The organism is Sphingomonas sp. 2R-10 (genome assembly GCF_030062225.1).
Lineage (GTDB): Bacteria > Pseudomonadota > Alphaproteobacteria > Sphingomonadales > Sphingomonadaceae > Sphingomonas.
Window position 1 is genome coordinate 19909 of the sequence record NZ_JASCXF010000040.1, and the last position, 16947, is coordinate 36855.

Annotated in this window: 14 protein-coding genes; 9 read left to right on the forward strand and 5 right to left on the reverse strand. The window is 69.3% G+C overall.

Translation table 11 applies throughout. The annotated features are described in order from the left end of the window. Positions 1–15 precede the first annotated feature (15 nt). Entirely contained in the window at positions 16–3039 is a 3024-nt protein-coding gene (locus tag QLH51_RS16190) for a diguanylate cyclase (protein ID WP_125661552.1), read from the forward strand. Here QLH51_RS16190 and QLH51_RS16195 read toward each other — a convergent pair. Together QLH51_RS16195 and QLH51_RS16200 are read right to left on the reverse strand one after the other, a co-directional pair. Beyond that, positions 3025–4512, reverse strand: coding sequence for a flavin-containing monooxygenase (locus tag QLH51_RS16195; protein ID WP_125661549.1), 1488 nt, complete (start codon positions 4510–4512; stop codon positions 3025–3027). The two genes, QLH51_RS16190 and QLH51_RS16195, sit on opposite strands and share 15 nt — an antisense overlap. A gap of 44 nt (positions 4513–4556) precedes the next feature. Beyond that, a complete protein-coding gene (locus tag QLH51_RS16200) occupies positions 4557–5240 on the reverse strand; it encodes a DUF4197 domain-containing protein (RefSeq protein ID WP_164516225.1) in 684 nt (227 codons plus the stop codon). A gap of 158 nt (positions 5241–5398) precedes the next feature. Here QLH51_RS16200 and QLH51_RS16205 point away from each other — a divergent pair, with 158 nt between their 5' ends. The 6 genes from QLH51_RS16205 (at position 5399) to QLH51_RS16230 (ending at position 10201) form a co-directional block, all read left to right on the forward strand. Continuing rightward, positions 5399–6346 (forward strand): DnaJ C-terminal domain-containing protein, encoded by a 948-nt coding sequence (locus QLH51_RS16205; RefSeq protein WP_125661543.1) that lies wholly within the window; start codon positions 5399–5401, stop codon positions 6344–6346. A 31-nt stretch (positions 6347–6377) separates the two neighbouring features. Next, on the forward strand, positions 6378–7319 hold the full coding sequence (locus QLH51_RS16210; RefSeq protein WP_125661541.1) for a YihY/virulence factor BrkB family protein: 942 nt from the start codon (positions 6378–6380) through the stop codon (positions 7317–7319). Further along, positions 7316–8119, forward strand: a complete 804-nt coding sequence (gene fabI / locus QLH51_RS16215; RefSeq protein ID WP_125661538.1) for an enoyl-ACP reductase FabI — start codon at positions 7316–7318, stop codon at positions 8117–8119. The genes QLH51_RS16210 and fabI overlap by 4 nt, the downstream gene beginning before the upstream one ends. A gap of 3 nt (positions 8120–8122) precedes the next feature. Next, positions 8123–8638: a GNAT family N-acetyltransferase gene (locus tag QLH51_RS16220; RefSeq protein ID WP_125661535.1), complete on the forward strand. Its 516-nt coding sequence runs from the start codon at positions 8123–8125 to the stop codon at positions 8636–8638. After that, positions 8635–9702, forward strand: a complete 1068-nt coding sequence (aroC, locus tag QLH51_RS16225; RefSeq protein WP_125661533.1) for a chorismate synthase — start codon at positions 8635–8637, stop codon at positions 9700–9702. The genes QLH51_RS16220 and aroC overlap by 4 nt, the downstream gene beginning before the upstream one ends. A gap of 175 nt (positions 9703–9877) precedes the next feature. Beyond that, on the forward strand, positions 9878–10201 hold the full coding sequence (locus tag QLH51_RS16230) for a hypothetical protein (protein WP_125661530.1): 324 nt from the start codon (positions 9878–9880) through the stop codon (positions 10199–10201). Positions 10202–10386: 185 nt separating this feature from the next. Here QLH51_RS16230 and QLH51_RS16235 read toward each other — a convergent pair whose 3' ends face one another. Next, entirely contained in the window at positions 10387–11676 is a 1290-nt protein-coding gene (locus tag QLH51_RS16235; protein ID WP_125661527.1) for an adenylosuccinate synthase, read from the reverse strand. Between the two features lie 47 nt (positions 11677–11723). Further along, positions 11724–12152, reverse strand: a complete 429-nt coding sequence (locus tag QLH51_RS16240; RefSeq protein WP_164516224.1) for a hemerythrin domain-containing protein — start codon at positions 12150–12152, stop codon at positions 11724–11726. A 122-nt stretch (positions 12153–12274) separates the two neighbouring features. On the opposite strand from QLH51_RS16240, the gene QLH51_RS16245 reads away from it, so the two are divergent. Next, entirely contained in the window at positions 12275–13276 is a 1002-nt protein-coding gene (locus QLH51_RS16245; RefSeq protein WP_125661521.1) for a fumarylacetoacetate hydrolase family protein, read from the forward strand. 1 nt (position 13277) lies between these two features. Then, positions 13278–14840 (forward strand): alpha,alpha-trehalase TreF, encoded by a 1563-nt coding sequence (gene treF / locus QLH51_RS16250; protein ID WP_125661518.1) that lies wholly within the window; start codon positions 13278–13280, stop codon positions 14838–14840. A 436-nt stretch (positions 14841–15276) separates the two neighbouring features. Here treF and QLH51_RS16255 read toward each other — a convergent pair whose 3' ends face one another. Continuing rightward, the gene (locus tag QLH51_RS16255; protein ID WP_125661515.1) at positions 15277–16548 is read right to left on the reverse strand and encodes an Hsp70 family protein; all 1272 of its coding nucleotides are present in this window, start codon (positions 16546–16548) and stop codon (positions 15277–15279) included. Positions 16549–16947: the final 399 nt, after the last annotated feature.

The window sequence follows — 16947 nt, forward strand, 5'->3', positions numbered from 1 at the left end:
GCCGCCGGAACCATCATGCGGCATCTTGTTCCCCTCTTCCTGTTGCTTGCCGGCCTGATTTCCGGTGTTGCCGCCGCTGCGTCTTCGGCGGTGGACGAATGGTCCGCCTGGCGCACGCCGCGGTTCCAGACGCTCGACGGCAATGCCGGACTGCCGCATGCGACGACGACCGCGATCGTGCAGGCGAGCGACGGGCTGATGTGGATCGGTACGCGCGGCGGGCTGGCGCGCTATGACGGGCAACGGCTGAAGATCTTCCGCCAGTCCGCCATCGACATCGGCAACCTGCCCGACAACTATATTCGCGCCCTCCTGCCCCTGTCCCATGGCGGCATCCTGGTCGGGACGAACGTCGGTGGCATGGTGCGCTACGACCCGGTGTCGAACAGCTTCGTACCGACGCCGGGGGCCGGCGGGGTGGGGCCGGGCAGCCGCATCCTCGCCCTCGCGTCCGATCGTCGCGGGGGCGCGCTGATCGCGTCGGACCATGGCGTGTTCCACTATGACGCCACGCGCAACCATGTGCACCCGGTGACGCGTCCGGGCAGCGTGCTGGCCGAGGGCGCGTTCGCGGTGCATGCCGATGCCGACGGGACGATCTATGCCGGGGGCGATGCCGGACTGTTCGTTCGCCGGCGCGGTGCGCGCGATTTCGTGCAGGTGGCGACTCCCGCCATCGGTGACGTCTGGGCGATCGCGCGCGATGCCGCCGGGCGGTTGTGGATCGGAACCGGGTCCCACGGCATCTATGTCCAGCTGGCGAATGGCCGGTTCGTGCAGCCGCCCGCGCTGGCCGGGGATGCGCCACAGATCAGCCACCGCACCATCCGTTCCTTTGCGGTCGGTGCGGACGGCGTGGTGTGGGCAGGGACGGACGGGGTCGGCGTGCTGCGGATCGCAACGCGCGGCGGCTTCGCGGTCCGGGCGATGCGCAACGGTCCGGCAAATCGCGGGTCGCTGGCCGGCGACACCGTGCGCGACGTGACGATCGACCGCGCCGGGCGGCTATGGGCGGCGACCGAAGTCGGCGCGTCGCAGACCGATCCCGACATGGACGCGATCTTCACCATCGCCAACGCGATGCCCGATCCGCGCCAATCGCTGGCCGACCGGAACGTGCGCGGAGTGATGGTCGACCGCCATGATCGCATCTGGATAGGGATGGGCAACGGGCTGGTCGACCGCGTCGATCGGGTCGCGGGTGTCGTCCGTCACCTCCGGCTCGACGGCAGCCATGCCGGACAGGATGTGAAGGCGTTTGCCGAACGGCCCGACGGCACGATCCTGGCCGGTGGACGCGGGATCGTCGCGATCGATCCGGACACGTTGCGCGAACGGCCGCTGCCGCTGCCCGACTTGGGCGACCTGCCGGTCATATCGCTGGCATGGGTGGAGCAGCGGCTGCTGATCGGGACGTACAAGGGCCTGTTCGTCTGGGACGAGCGTGCCCGCCGCATGCAACGCTATCGCCATGTCGATGGCGACGACGGCACGCTGGCGAACAACGAGGTCATCAATATCGTCGCGGCACCCGGCGGCGGAGTGTGGATCGCGACGCCGGGCGGGGTCAACCGGTTCGATCCGGCGACCGGCCGCTTCGCGACCTATCGCCACCGGCCCGACGATCCCGCCAGCCTGCCGCAAAACTATACCGGATCGATCGTGCCGCAGCCCGACGCGCTGTGGATCGGCACCTATGGCGGCGTCGCCCGCGGCATGCCGGCAGGAGATCGCTGGCGATTCCATGCGATCAACGAGGCGCGCGGCCTTGCCAACGACAATGTCGCCGCGTTGCAGGCCGATCGCGCCGGCCGCATCTGGTCGACCGGGGCCAGCGGCATATCGGTGATCGATCCGGCACGGGAAAGCGTGCTGGTGGTCAGCCGGCGTGACGGGTTGACGTCCGACGCGTTCAACCAGCGGGTGGCGGCGATCACCCATGGCGGCGACCTGCTGTTCGGCGGTACCGGCGGGCTGCTGGTGCTGCGCCCCGACCGGATGCTGGCGGCGCAGCCCCCGGTGGCGACGACGCTGGCCCCGACGGAGATCGAGGAGAATGGCCGGGCGGTTCCGATCGATCCGCTGGCCGGCCGGCACAGCATCCAGTCGGACGGGCGCGGTATCCGCATCGGCTTCGCGCTCACCGACTATGCCGCGCCCGACGAGATCCGCTATCGCTACCGCCTGCGCGGGTTCGACGAGAACTGGGTGGCGGTGCCGCCCGCCACGCCGGCGGCGGCGATCTACACCAACCTGCCCGGCGGCGATTACGTGCTGGAACTGCAGGCGCAGATACCGGGCGTCCATCCGCGGGTGGTGACGACGACCGTCGACCTGCTGGTCGCGCGGGCATGGCATGAATGGTGGTCGGTCCGGCTGGTGCTGGCGGTGCTGGCGTGCCTGCTGATCTTCGGCATCGTCCAGTTGCGCACGCTGGTACTGCGGCGGCGGACGCGCGCGCTGGAAACGGTGATCGGCCAGCGGACGCAGGAACTGCGCGCCGCCAACGTCACGCTGGAACGCCTTGCCAGCACCGACCCGCTGACCGGCCTCGCCAATCGTCGGACGATGATGACCATGCTGGCGGCGGCGCGCGAGAACGCGATACGATCGGGCCGGCCCTATGTCGTCGCGATGATCGATATCGATCATTTCAAGCGCATCAACGACGCGCACGGCCACCAGATCGGCGACCTCGTCCTCGAAGCGGTCGCGGCGCGGATCGCCGCGTCGGTACGAACCGTCGATTGCGTCGCGCGCTATGGCGGCGAGGAGATCGCGATCCTGTTCGCCGATGCGGAGCCGCACGAGGCATGGGCCACCACCGACCGCCTTCGCGAGGAGATTGCCGACACCCCGATCGAGGCGCGCGGCTTGTCGGTATCGGTGACGGTCAGCGGCGGTGTCGCGGCGGCCAGCCCCGACACGTCGCCCGCCGCGATGCTGCACCACGCCGATCTCGCGCTCTACCGAGCGAAGCGCGGCGGGCGGAACCGGGTCGAGCTGGCCGACGCGACGCCGGTGTCAGCGGAGGCGTGAGCCTGCGCCGGCCCGGGTAAAGGTCAGCACCCCGTCCGCCAGCCTGCCGAAGCGCAGCGCGATGTAATCGAGGAAGTAGTTCTGCCGCAGCCGCCATGGCGCCCGCGACCCCTGCGCCGGCGTCATGTCCGCCGCGCGCTGGACATAGCCCGAGCTGAAGTCGAGCAGCGGGCGGCGTTCGATATCCGGCCCCGGTGTCGCGGGCGCGCAGACGTCGTAGCCGTAGCGACGCATATGGTTCAGCATCCGGCACATCCGCCGCGACACCAGGTCGATCTTCAGCGTCCACGACGCGTTGGTGTAGCCGACCGCCAGCACGAGGTTGGGCACACCCGACACCATCATGCCGCGATAGATCAGCCGCCCCGCCGGCACGAGCGGTTCGCCATCGATGCGCAGCACGATGCCGCCCAGCAGGTGCAGCTTGAGCCCCGTCGCGGTGACGATGATGTCGGCTTCGACCCGCCCGCCCGATCCGAGGTCGATGCCGTCGCGCGTGAAGCGGCGGATCGTGTCGGTGACGATCGCCGCCGATCCGTCGCGCAACGCGGCGAAGAGATCGGCATCGGGGACGAGGCACAACCGCTGGTCCCACGGATCGTAGCGCGGGCTGAAATGCCGGTCCACATCGGCCATGTCGGGCAGCTCCGCCCGCACCCCGCGCAGGACGAGCGCGCGCATCCGCTTCGGCCAGCTCCGCGCGAACTGGAACGCGGCGAGACCCAGCGCCGCGCTCTTCCACCGCGCCAGTCGTCCGGCGACCGCTTCGGGCAGCCAGCGGTAGAGCTGGTGCGCGACGGCGTCGCGGGAAGGCTGCGACACGATATAGCTTGGCGAGCGCTGCACCATCGTCACCCGTGCGCCGCGTGCGGCGAGGGCCGGGACCAGTGTGACTGCGGTCGCACCGCTGCCGATCACCGCGACACGTCTGCCGGTGACATCCAGGTCCTGCGGCCAATGCTGCGGATGGACGATCTGGCCGGCGAAGTCCTCCTGCCCGGCGAAGTCGGGCGCATGGCCGGCGGCATAGTCGTAATAGCCCGACCCCATGAACAGGAAGCGGCAGGCGATCGTCCGGACCGCACCCTCCGCCTCGCAGGTCAGCATCCAGCGCGCCCGTTCCGACGACCAGTCGGCGGCGATCACCCGATGGCCGAAGCGGATGTGCCGGTCGATGCCGAAGACGCGCGCCGTATCCTCGATATAGTCGCGGATGTCGCCGCCATCGGCGATCGACTTGTCCCCGCGCCACGGCCGGAAGGGGAAACCCAGCGTGTGCATGTCCGAATCCGAGCGAATGCCGGGATAGCGGAACAGGTCCCATGTCCCGCCGATCGCCTTGCGCCCTTCGAAGATCGCGTAGCTGCGGTCGGGGCAGCTGTGTTGCAGGTGCCACGCCGCATCGATGCCGGACAGGCCGGCGCCGATGATGATGACGTCGAGTTCGGGGTCGGCGGGCGTTGGCGTCGGCATGGGCGACTATATCCGCCCCGCCGACGCGCTTGCCAAGCCCGTCCTCAGCCCCGCGTGCCGAGCAGCAGCGCGGTCAGCACCGGATCGCCGGTGCGGCGCGGGTCGGCGCGGATCGCGGCTTCCTCGCGCCCGATCGCGCGGAAGATCGCGGCACCTGCCTGATCGGCGGCGCTGCGCGCGATGGCGGTATAGTCGATGCCGGTCTGGGCGGAGACGATCGCCGAGAGGATCTCGGTCGTGTCGGAACGCAGGCCGTTCGAAAATTCGGGGAACATCGCGTCGATCACGGCGCCGCGCGCCGACCGGGCGAGCAGGTCGGTGGCCGCGGTCGGGCCGCCGCGCAGCACCGAAACGGCATCGGCCAGCGTCAGCCCGCGGATCGAATCGAGCACCACCGGCGTCGCCCGATCGGCGGCGTCGACCGCGATGTCGTTCAGCGCCATCGCGATGCGTCCCCGTACGGCATTGGTGCGCAGCACGGCGGCCAGCACGTTGTTCTGCCCGCCGGTGTCGGGCAGCGTCAGGCGCGTCAGCTGGTCGTCGTAGAAGCCGCCGGGGCGGACCAGACGTTCGAACGCACGCTGGCTGGACAGGGTCAGCAGGCGGCGCACGCCCTCTTCGACGCCATAGCTGCCGAGCGGGGTCGCGCAGCCGCCGAGCAGGGCGACCGGAACGACGAGGGCGGCGGCGCCGAGGATGCGGCGGCGGGACAGCGGGGCTTCGAGCATGACGGGCTTCTCCGGATAACGATTGCGCAGCCAACGCAGGCCGTGGGCGTCCGGTGCCGTTTCCAGCGTGAACCGGCGTTGAACCGGGGATCGTTTTGGGTCCGTTTCATGAGTGGTGGGCATTGCCGAGCGGCGGTTCCCGCCCTAGCTACCGGACCATGGCTGATCCCTATGCAACCCTGGGCGTCGCGCGCGGCGCCACCGAAGCGGACATCAAGAAGGCGTATCGCAAGCTCGCCAAGGAGCTGCACCCCGACCGCAACAAGGACAACAAGGCGGCATCGGACCGGTTCTCGAAGGTCACCCAGGCGTACGACCTGCTGACCGACAAGGACAAGCGTGCGCGCTTCGACCGCGGCGAGATCGATGGCGACGGCAATCCGGCCTCGCCGTTCGGCTTCGGTACCGGCGGCGGCGGTGGCGGCGGTTTTCGTCCCGGTCCCGGCGGGCGCGGCGGGTTCGACATGGGCGCCGAGGGGCAGGGCGGCGATTTCTCGGATATCTTCGAGGGGCTGTTCGGCGGTCGCGGGGCCCCGGGCGGCGGTGGCGGGTTCGCCAGCGGCTTTGGCCGGCGCGCGCAGCCCAAGGGCGGCAACGTCGCCTATCGTCTGAAGGTCCCGTTCGAGGATGCCGCGACGCTCAGCCCGCAGCGGATCACGCTGGCCGACGGCAAGACGATCGACCTGAAGCTGCCCGCCGGGGTCGATACCGGCACGCAGATGCGCCTGTCGGGCAAGGGCGATCCGGGGCCGGGCGGCGCGGGCGACGCGATCGTGACGGTCGAGGTGCAGCTGCACCGTTTCTACACCCGCGACGGTGACGATGTGCGTGTCGACCTGCCGATCAACCTTGCCGAGGCGGTGCTGGGCGCGAAGGTCCGCGTGCCGACCGTCGAGGGCGCGGTGATGCTGAGCGTGCCGAAGGGCGCGAGCTCGGGCAAGACGTTGCGGCTGAAGGGGCGCGGTTTCCATCGCAAGGACGGGACGCGCGGCGACCAGCTGGTGACGCTGATGATCGACATTCCCGCCGACGATGCGGCGCTGGCCGGTTTCGTCGAGGCGTGGGACGGTCGCGATACGGACCCGCGGGCGCGTCTGGGCGTTTGAAGCGGCTGTCCACCCGACCGGGCCCGATTGCATGACCCAGCCGTCCCCTGAAAGTCCCGAGGCACGGCACCGGCAGGGACGCCCGGCGCTGTCGCGCCTGCGCCCCTCGGCGCGGGCGATCGAGGTCATCAAGCGCGTCGCGATCGGGACGTTCAACGACGGCTTCACCCATGCCGGCAACCTTGCCTATCTGTCGCTGCTGACGCTGTTCCCGTTCTTCATCGTCGCCGCGGCGATCGCGCGCGCCGTCGGGCGGAGCCAGGACAGTATCCACGCAGTCAGCGCATTCCTCGAAACCGTGCCCAGCGAGGTCGCGGCGGTGTTGCAGCAACCGATCCTCGACGTGTTGCAGGCGCGGTCGGGGTCGCTGCTATGGCTGGGCGGGCTGGTCGGGCTGTGGACGACGACCGGCTTCATCGAAACGGTGCGGTCGATCCTGCGTCAGGCGTACGGCATTCCGTTCTCGCGGCCGTTCTGGGAATATCGGCTGGGGTCGATCGGGCTGATCGTCGGATCGGTGCTGATGCTGATGATCGCGTTCAGCCTTCAGGTGGTGCTGGTCGGGGTCGAGCAGCTGATCTACCGCGCGCTGCCGTTCCTCCAGCCCTATGCCGCGTATCTGTCGATCGCCAAGCTGTTCCCCGCGCTGGCGCTGTTCATCGCGCTCTACACGCTGTTCTATTCGCTGGCGCCCAAGAAGTACCGCCATTCGAAATGCCCGAAATGGCCGGGTGCGGTCGCGACCGCCAGCGTGTGGATCGGCACGACGCAACTGCTGCCGCTGGCGATCGATGCGCTGGGCGGATATGACCGCACCTATGGCAGCCTGGCCGGCGTGATGATCGCGCTGTTCTTCTTCTATATCGTCGGGCTGGGCGTGGTGATCGGCGGCGAATTGAACGCGGCGCTGGCGGAAACGCCCGACCCTGCGCTAGAGGGTCAGGCAACAGACGAAAGAGGGACGGTCGCGTGAACGGTTTGATGCAGGGCAAGCGGGGGGTCATCATGGGCCTCGCCAACGATCGGTCGCTGGCCTGGGGCATCGCCAAGCAACTGGCGGCGCAGGGTGCCGAGCTTGCCTTCACCTATCAGGGCGAGGCGCTGGAGCGGCGCGTGCGGCCGCTGGCGACCGAACTGGGCGCGGACTTCCTGATCGAATGCGACGTGTCGGACATGGGCGCGCTCGACGCCGCGTTCGATACCATCGCCGCGCGGTGGCCGACGATCGACTTCGTCGTCCACGCCATCGGCTTTTCGGACAAGAACGAGCTGCGCGGGCATTATTACGACACCAGCCTCGACAATTTCCTGATGACGATGAACATCAGCGTCTATTCGTTCACGGCGGTCGCCCAGCGGGCGCGTGCGCTGATGCCGAACGGCGGATCGCTGCTGACGCTGACCTATTACGGGTCGGAAAAGGTCGTGCCGCATTACAACGTCATGGGCGTGGCAAAGGCGGCGCTCGACATGTCGGTCAAGTATCTGGCGATGGACATGGGACCGGAGAATATCCGGGTGAACGCGATCTCCGCCGGGCCGATCAAGACGCTGGCCGCCAGCGGCATCGGCGATTTCCGCTACATCCTGAAGTGGAACGAGCTGAACTCGCCGCTGCGCCGCAACGTGACGATCGACGATGTCGGCGGGGCGGGGCTGTATCTGCTGAGCGACCTGTCGAGCGGTGTGACAGGCGAGATCCACCATGTCGACGCCGGCTACAACGTCATCGGCATGAAGGCCGAGGACGCGCCCGACATCGCGCTGTCGTAAGCGATGAGCGTCATCCGCGCGGCGACCGGTGCCGATGCGCCGGCGGTCGATGCGCTGTTGCGCGCCTGTTTCCCGCGCGATGCGGAGGCGCGGCTGGTGCAGCAACTTGCGATCGACGGCGACCTCGTGCTGGTGCTGGTCGCCGAGGATGACGGCGCGGTTATCGGCATGGTCGCGGCCAGCCGGATGCACGTCACCGCCGATACGCGCGAGATCGCCGCTGTGGCGATCGCGCCGCTGGCGGTCGACCGGGTGGCGCGCGGGCAGGGGGTGGGCGAGGCGCTGGTCGCCGCCGCCATCGCGCATCTGCGCGGCGCCGGGGTCGAGCTGGGCTTCGTGCTGGGCGATCCGGCCTATTATGGCCGCTTCGGGTTCGAGGCGGCGACGGCGCACGGGTTCGACAGCCCCTATGCCGGCGACTATCTGCTGGGCATCCGGCTGAACGACGGGCCGTGCGTCCACACGCCCGGCGCGGCGACGCATGCGTGGGCCTTTGCGGCATTGGGGGAAGACGCGTGAGCCACAACAGCTTCGGGCATCTGTTCCGCTTCACCACGTGGGGCGAGAGCCATGGCCCGGCGCTGGGCGCGGTCGTCGACGGGTGTCCGCCGGGACTGGTTTTGAGCGAGGCCGATATCCAGCCGTATCTCGACGCGCGGCGGCCGGGCACCAGCCGGTTCACGACGCAGCGGCGCGAGCCCGATGCGGTGCGCATCCTGTCGGGGGTGTTCGACGGGCGCACGACCGGCACGCCGATCAGCCTGATGATCGAAAATGTCGACCAGCGGTCGAAGGACTATTCGGACGTCGCCAAGGCGTATCGCCCCGGCCATGCCGATTATGCCTATGACGCCAAATACGGCTTTCGCGACTATCGCGGCGGCGGGCGGTCGTCGGCGCGCGAGACGGCGGCGCGGGTCGCGGCGGGCGCGGTCGCGCGGCTGGTGATCCCGGAGGTGACGATCACCGTGTGGGTCGAATCGATCGGCGGCGATGCGATCGACCCGGCGGCGTTCGACGCGGCGGAGATCGGTCGCAACCCGTTCTTCTGCCCCGATGCCGCCGCGGCGCAGCGTTGGGAAGCGCTGGTCGACGGCGCGCGCAAGGCGGGGTCGTCGCTGGGCGCGGTCGTCGCGTGCCGCGCGGACGGCGTGCCGGCCGGATGGGGCGCGCCGCTCTATGCCAAGCTCGACGCCGAACTGGCGAGTGCCGCCATGTCGATCAATGCGGTCAAGGGCGTGGAGATCGGCGACGGTTTCGCCGCCGCGGCGCTGTCGGGCGAGGCCAATGCCGACCCGATGCGGCCGGGCGAGGGTGGTCCGCAGTTCCTGGCGAACCATGCCGGCGGGATTGCCGGCGGTATTTCGACCGGGCAGCCGGTGGCGCTGCGGGTCGCGTTCAAGCCGACCAGTTCGATCCTGACCCCGGTCGAGACGATCGGACCCGACGGGCAGGCGACGACGATCGCGACCAAGGGACGGCACGACCCCTGTGTCGGCATCCGCGGCGTCCCGGTCGTTGCGGCGATGGTCGCACTGGTGCTGGCCGACCAGAAGCTGCGGCATCGCGGGCAGGTCGGGTAGGCTTCGCTGGCGGATGCCGTCATGCAAAAGATATGGCGAATTGATGGCAGCCGGTCGTCAAAGCGCCACGATTCGTCCCCGACCCGGTCCGATGGCACGATGGAGCGTGTGGAACGCCCGGACCCATCGGCCGTGTGGCGCATTGAATCTCCCGACTGACGCAAGGAGATATTCGATGCGCACGACCATTTTCGCGAGCCTGCTGATCCTCGGTGGCGCAACCACCGCCATCGCCCAGGTGCCGACCACCCAGACGCCGCCGACCACGACGCCCGGCAATGTCGATCCGACCCGCCCGACCCAGCCGCTGCCGCAGACGACCGGGCCGACCAATCCGGTTCCGACGACGCCGTCGAGCGATCCGACCCGTTCGGGTGAGACCAAGCCCGACGGCACGGCGACCGACGACACCACGACGACGGACGCCCCGACCACGGGCGACAGCCCGACCACGACCACCACGACGCCGCCGGGCAGCACGACCGGCGCGCCGCGCTGATCGCCGGTAACTGAAAGAAGGCCCGTCCGGAGCGATCCGGGCGGGCCTTTTGTCGTTCGGGATTCACTGTTCGGTTCGAGCTGCTTCGGGAAACCCTGGCAGAGAACGAGATGCTTGGGGCAACCCTGCTCGACTTCGGTTCTCGACCGGCTCGACCCTGCGCTCGAAGCGAACGGGGTTAAGGATCAGTCGGCGAAGGGATCGCGGACGAGGATCGTATCGTCTCGTTCCGGGCTGGTCGAGACCAGGGCGACCGGGCACTGGATCAGTTCCTCGATGCGGCGGATGTACTTGATCGCCTGCGCCGGCAGTTCGGCCCAGCTGCGCGCGCCCGCGGTCGATTCCGACCAGCCGGGCATCGTTTCGTAAATCGGCTCCACGCCGGCCTGATCGGCGGCATGGGGCGGGAAATAGTCGAGCGTCTGGTCGCCGAGGCGATAGCCGGTACAGATCGCCACTTCCTCGAACCCGTCGAGCACGTCGAGCTTGGTCAGCGCGATGCCGGTCACGCCCGACACCGCCACCGATTGCCGTACCAGCACGCTGTCGAACCAGCCGCAGCGGCGCTTGCGGCCGGTCACGGTGCCGAATTCATGGCCGCGCACGCCGAGGCGTTCGCCGGTTTCGTTCTCGAGTTCGGTCGGGAAGGGGCCGGAGCCGACGCGGGTCGTGTACGCTTTGGCGATGCCCAACACGAAGCCGACCGCGCCCGGACCCATGCCCGACCCGCCCGCGGCGGTGCCGGCGATGGTGTTGGACGAGGTGACGAAGGGGTAGGTGCCGTGATCGATGTCGAGCAGCACGCCCTGCGCGCCTTCGAACAGGATGCGCTTGCCGCGCGACCGGGCGTCGGCCAGCACGCGCCATACCGGCTGGGCATAGGGCAGGACGAACCCGGCGATCTCGCGCAGCTCGGCGATCAGCGCCTCGCGGTCGATCGGCGGCTCGCCGAAGCCGGCGCGCAGCGCGTCATGATGCGCGGTCAGGCGGTCGAGCTGCGGGCCCAGATCGTCGAGATGCGCGAGGTCGCAGACGCGCAGCGCACGCCGGCCGACCTTGTCCTCATACGCCGGGCCGATGCCGCGGCGGGTGGTGCCGATCTTGCCCGCGCCGCTGGCATCCTCGCGCAGCCCGTCGAGGTCGCGGTGGAACGGGAGGATCAGCGTGCAGGTCTCGGCGATCATCAGCGTGTCGGGGGTGACCGAAACGCCCTGTTCGCGCAGCCGTTCGGTCTCCGCCTTCAGCGCCCACGGATCGAGCACGACGCCGTTGCCGACCACCGACGGGGTACCGCGCACGATGCCCGAGGGGAGCAGCGACAGCTTGTAGACGGTGCCGCCGACGACCAGCGTATGGCCGGCATTATGCCCGCCTTGGAACCGCACGACCATGTCGGCGCGCTCCGCCAGCCAGTCGACGATCTTTCCCTTGCCCTCGTCGCCCCACTGGGCGCCGATCACCGCTACGTTCGCCACGTCCTGTTACCCTCATGCATGCCGGTATCGGCGCTGCACTAGGCTGCCTAGGCGCCCGCGTCCACCTTGGGCGTGGGAATGTGACGATAGAGTTGCGTTTCCTCGCGGCGGATGCGGTCGGAGAGCGCCGTCGCCAGCGACCGGGTCGCGGTTTCGAAGCCGCCGGGGTCCGCCGCGATCCGCTGGGCGTCCCAGTCCTGCATATAGGCTTTGAAGCCGTCCGACAGTCCGCCCATCTCCTCTTCGAAGCGGTGGGACAGGGCGGCCGCGACCGGATCGCCGCCGCGCTGGAGCATCGGGTGGAGCAGGCGGTCCTCCTTCGCCAGATGCGCGAGGAGCAGCCGGCTCAGCCGCCAGCGCAGCTGGGCGATGTCCGCGACCGGCTGCGGACGGCGGGCGGCATGGCGCAGCAGGTCGCCGATCACCGCCAGCAGTTCGGCATGTTCCGCGACCAGGGTCTCGCGTCTGAGCTGCATCGGCACTCCCTCCAGCATCGGACCCTGTGGGAGAACGTCCTAACGAAGCGTGTATCCGGCGGCTCGACATTGTCCGCGACGGCGCGCAAACGGGGACAGGACATAAAAGGAGAGAGTGCCGCATGAAACTCGCCAGCCTCAAAGACGGTCGCGACGGGCGCCTGGTCGTCGTGTCGAGCGACCTTGCCTGGTATGCGGATGCGAGCGCGATCGTGCCGACGCTGCAGGCGGCGCTGGACGACTGGGACCGGGTCGAGGGCGACCTGCGCAACCTTGCCACCGATCTCGACCATGACGTGATCCCCAAGGACCGGTTCCACGAACGTGACGCCGCGTCGCCGCTGCCGCGGGCATATCAATGGGCCGACGGATCGGCCTATGTGAACCATGTCGCGCTGGTGCGGCAGGCGCGCGGGGCGGAAATGCCCGACAGCTTCTGGCACGACCCGCTGATGTATCAGGGCGGGTCGGACGGGTTCCTGGCCCCACGCGATCCGATCCCGGCGGGCGACGGGGCATGGGGCTGCGATTTCGAGGCCGAGGTGGTGGTCGTCACCGGTGACGTCGCCGCCGGTGCGTCGCGCGAGGCGGCGCTGGCAGCGGTGCGGCTGGTCGGGCTGACCAACGACGTGTCGCTGCGCGGGCTGATCCCCGGCGAGCTGGCAAAGGGGTTCGGATTCTTCCAGTCGAAGCCGGCATCGGCCTTCTCCCCCGTGTTCGTCACGCCCGACGCGCTGGGCGAGTGGTGGCGGGACGGCAAGCTGCACCGGCGGGTATGCGTCGACCTGAACGGACAGCCGTTCGGCCGGGCGGAAGCGGGCGAGGACATGACGTTCGATTTCGGCACGCTGATCGCCCATGCGGCCAGGACGCGCGCGCTGGGCGCGGGCACGATCATCGGGTCGGGCACGGTGTCGAACCGCGACAGCGACGGCGGGCCGGGCACGCCGGTGGCCGAGGGCGGCGTCGGCTATTCGTGCCTTGCTGAGATCCGCACCGTCGAGACGATCCGCGGCGGCAAGGCGGAGACGCCGTTCCTGAAGACCGGCGATACCGTCCGCATCTGGGCCGAGGACGACCGGCATCACCCGATCTTCGGCGTGATCGAACAGACGGTGGCGTGACATGCGGCGCCGCTATCGCCTGCTGATCCCGTTCCTGCTGGCCGGATGCACGACGTCCGGCCAGACGCCGCCGGTCGCCGTCGTGGCACCGGCGGCGAGCGTGGCGACGCCGGCCGACCGGTTCGGGCCGCTGTTCGACGCGGTGCAGATGCGGCGCATCTTTCCCGACGGAAAGACCTTCGTCGATGCGGTGCCCCGGCGGGCGGATGCGGCGATCATGGCCGATTTCCGGGCGGGGCGATTTGCCGACGATGCCGCGCTCAGGGCGTTCGTACTGGCCAATTTCGACGTGCCGGGGCTGGCGCCGGTGCCCCAATCCGCCACCGGGCCGCGACTGCCGATCGCGCGGCATATCGCAGCGTTGTGGCCGCACCTGACCCGCGATCCGGTGACGCCGCCGGCGGGATCGAGCGCGCTGGCGGTGGCCGACCGCTATGTCGTGCCGGGCGGGCGGTTCCGCGAGCTGTATTACTGGGACAGCTACTTCACGATGCTGGGGCTGGTCGCCGACGGGCGGCAGGACCTGGTCGAATCGATGGTCGACGGCTTCACCGATCTGGTCGAGCGCCATGGCCATGTGCCCAACGGTACGCGGACCTATTATCTCAGCCGGTCGCAGCCGCCGTTCCTGTACCGCATGATGGCGCTGTCGCAGAACCGCGATCCGGCGGTGACGAAGCGGCGGCTGGCGGCGCTGCGGCGCGAGCATGGCTATTTCACCAGTCCCGAACGGTCGGTGACGCTGCCCGACGGGGCGGTGCTCCAGCATTACTGGGATGCGCGGACGAGCCCGCGCGACGAATCGTGGCGCGAGGATGTCGAGACGGCGAAGGCCAGCGGCCGGCCGGCGGCGGAGGTCTATCGCGACCTGCGCGCCGGGGCGGAGAGCGGCTGGGACTATACGTCGCGCTGGCTGGCCGACGGCCGGACGCTGGCGACGATCGATACGACCAATATCCTGCCCGCCGACCTCAACAGCCTGCTGTGGGGAATGGAGCGGGCGATCGCCGAGGGCGCGGCGGCGACGGGCGATGCCGCGACCGCGCGCGACTTTGCCGGGCGGGCGGCGAAGCGCGGCGCGGCGATCGAGCGCTGGCTGTGGAGCGAGAGCGAGGGGCGCTATGGCGATTACGACGTCAGGCGTGCCCGGCTGCGCAGCGGCGTGACCGCGGCCACCGCCTATCCGCTGTTCGTCGGGCTGAGCACCGGACCACGTGCCGGCCGGGTCGCGGCGACGATCGAGGCGCAGCTGCTGGCACCGGGCGGACTGCGCAGCACGACGGTCGATACCGGGCAGCAATGGGACAAGCCCAATGGCTGGGCGCCGCTGCAATGGATCGCGGTCGCCGGGCTCGACCGGACGGGGCACAAGGCGCTGGCGGACAAGATCGCCACGGGGTTCCTGGCGAGCGTCGAGCGGGAATATGCCGCGTCGGGCAAGCTGGTCGAGAAATATGACGTCGAGGAAGTGAAGCCGGGCGGTGGCGGGGAATATCCGTTGCAGGACGGATTCGGGTGGACGAACGGCGTCACGCGGGCGCTGATGGTGCGGCGCGGGCGGTAGCCGCGGCGCCAAAGGTCACGAAAGTCACACTAGTGCGTGGTTCGTGCCGGTCATGGAAGTTGGCGAAGGTTGCTGTACGTTCAAGGCCACAGGTGGCGGCGGGTTGCAGGAAAACGTATTTTTTCAGTGGCTTGAGATGTTGTCGTGCTGCGGTCCGGGTCGGAAGTTTGCGCGGTTGCTTGTCATTCGGGATCATTGCCCGACGTGCTTGCCGAACCCGTTGGTCCTGAGTAGCCACTGAGCGAAGTCGAAGGGGCGTATCGAAGGACCGCGTGCGGCGGGATGCTTCGATACGGGTCTTCGACAAGCTCAGCCCCTACTCAGCACGAACGGTTGGCTGCATTCGATAGCGGCGTGTGCCGGGCAGCACCGAGGTTGGGCGGACCTGTCAAAAAACGTCGACGAGCATGGCAGTCCGCCCGCGTGTAGGAAAGCGCTATGCGGCCCATGCCGCGAGGTCGTCCTGCCGGCCGATCAGCGCGAGGCCGTGGGCGACCGAGGTCAGTTCGTTGCCCGAGGCCAGCCGGTCCTGCCCGAAACGCGCGGCGAAGGCGCGGCGGATCGCGGGGGTGAGCGAGGTGCCGCCGGTCAGGAACACCCGGTCGATGCCGCCCGCGTCCAGCCCGGCGACGTCCAGCGCGCGGTCGACCGTCGCCATGATGCGGGCGAGATCGTCGGCGATCCACGTCTCGAACTGGTCGCGCGTCACCTGGGCATGGATCGAAATGCCGCCGCCGTCGAACGCGAAGGTCGCTTCCTCGCCGATCGACAGCGCGCGCTTCACCCGTCCGACCGCGTCGTAGAGCGGATAGCCCTGTTCGCCCTCGATCACCGCGATCATCCGTTCGATCGCCGCAGGATCGGTCGCGGCGCGGCGCAACTTGTCGAGTTCAGCCATGGTCTTGCGGTTGCGCATCAGCGCGAGGCGCGACCAGTCGGTGAAGTCGGTGAAATGGCCCGCCGGGATTTCCAGCACCTTGTCGAACGAGCGATAGGTGCCGCCCTTGCCCAGCAGCGGCAGGACCAGCTTGTCGAGGATGCGGCGGTCGAACTGGTCGCCGGCGATGCCGATACCGGCATGGCCCAGCGGCCGGGCGCGGCGTTCGCTGCCCGGGGCTTCCAGCCGGACGACCGAGAAGTCGCTGGTGCCGCCGCCGAAATCGGCGACGAGGATGGTGGCGGCTTGCGTCAGCGTCGCGGCATGGCTGAACGCCGCGCCCAGCGGTTCGTAGACATAAGCGATCTCGGCACCGAGCCGGGCGAACATCGCGTCGTAGCGGCTTCGGGCGAGCGCTTCGTCGGGGCGGTGGCCGGCATAGGTGATCGGGCGGCCGACGACGATCCGCTGCGCACCGTCCAGCGCACCATCGGCGCGCGCGGCGAGGCGATCGAGGAAGGCGCGGCCGAGGTCTTCGAACCGGTAGCGTTTGGTGAAGATCGGCGCGGTGTCGAAGCTGGGGCTGGCGGCGACCGATTTGAAGGATTGGAGGAAGCGGCAGCCTTCGGGATATTGGAGATATTCGTCGATCGCCCACGGCCCCGCCTCGACCGCGATGCCGCCGGGCACGTCGTCCTGCCAGAAGCACAAAGCCGAGCGGAACACGGGGTCGCTGCGCTCGGGACCGTCGAGCGGAACGAGGGTCGCACCATCGGCATCGGCGCGCGCGAGGACGGAATTGGTGGTGCCGAAATCTAGGCCGAGGGACATGGGGTGGGCTCCGGGCAGCGGCGGGACGCCCTACACCGGTTGGTTCGGTTTGTCTTGGGAGATTGCCGTATCCCTGCGGAGACGGGGATCCAGGTCTGTTCTTGATGACGGCTGCGATGTTCCCCGGCGTATCCCCGCGCAGGCGGGGATCCAGGGTGGCAGACGATGTTGGTGTGGGCGGAGCTCTGGACCCCCGCCTGCGCGGGGGTACGGCACGGTGTTATTGGCGAGAATGCCACCAGACGACCGCACCCTGGCGTAGGCAGGGGTACGGTTGGGGTTTGGGGTTAGCGGGTTGCGCGTGCCGGTGCCGATGCCGGGGCATTGGCTACCGGCGGTGCTCCGGCCGGTGCGGTGCCGACCGGCGGCGGTGGCAGCTGGCCGTTTGCCGGCGGCGGG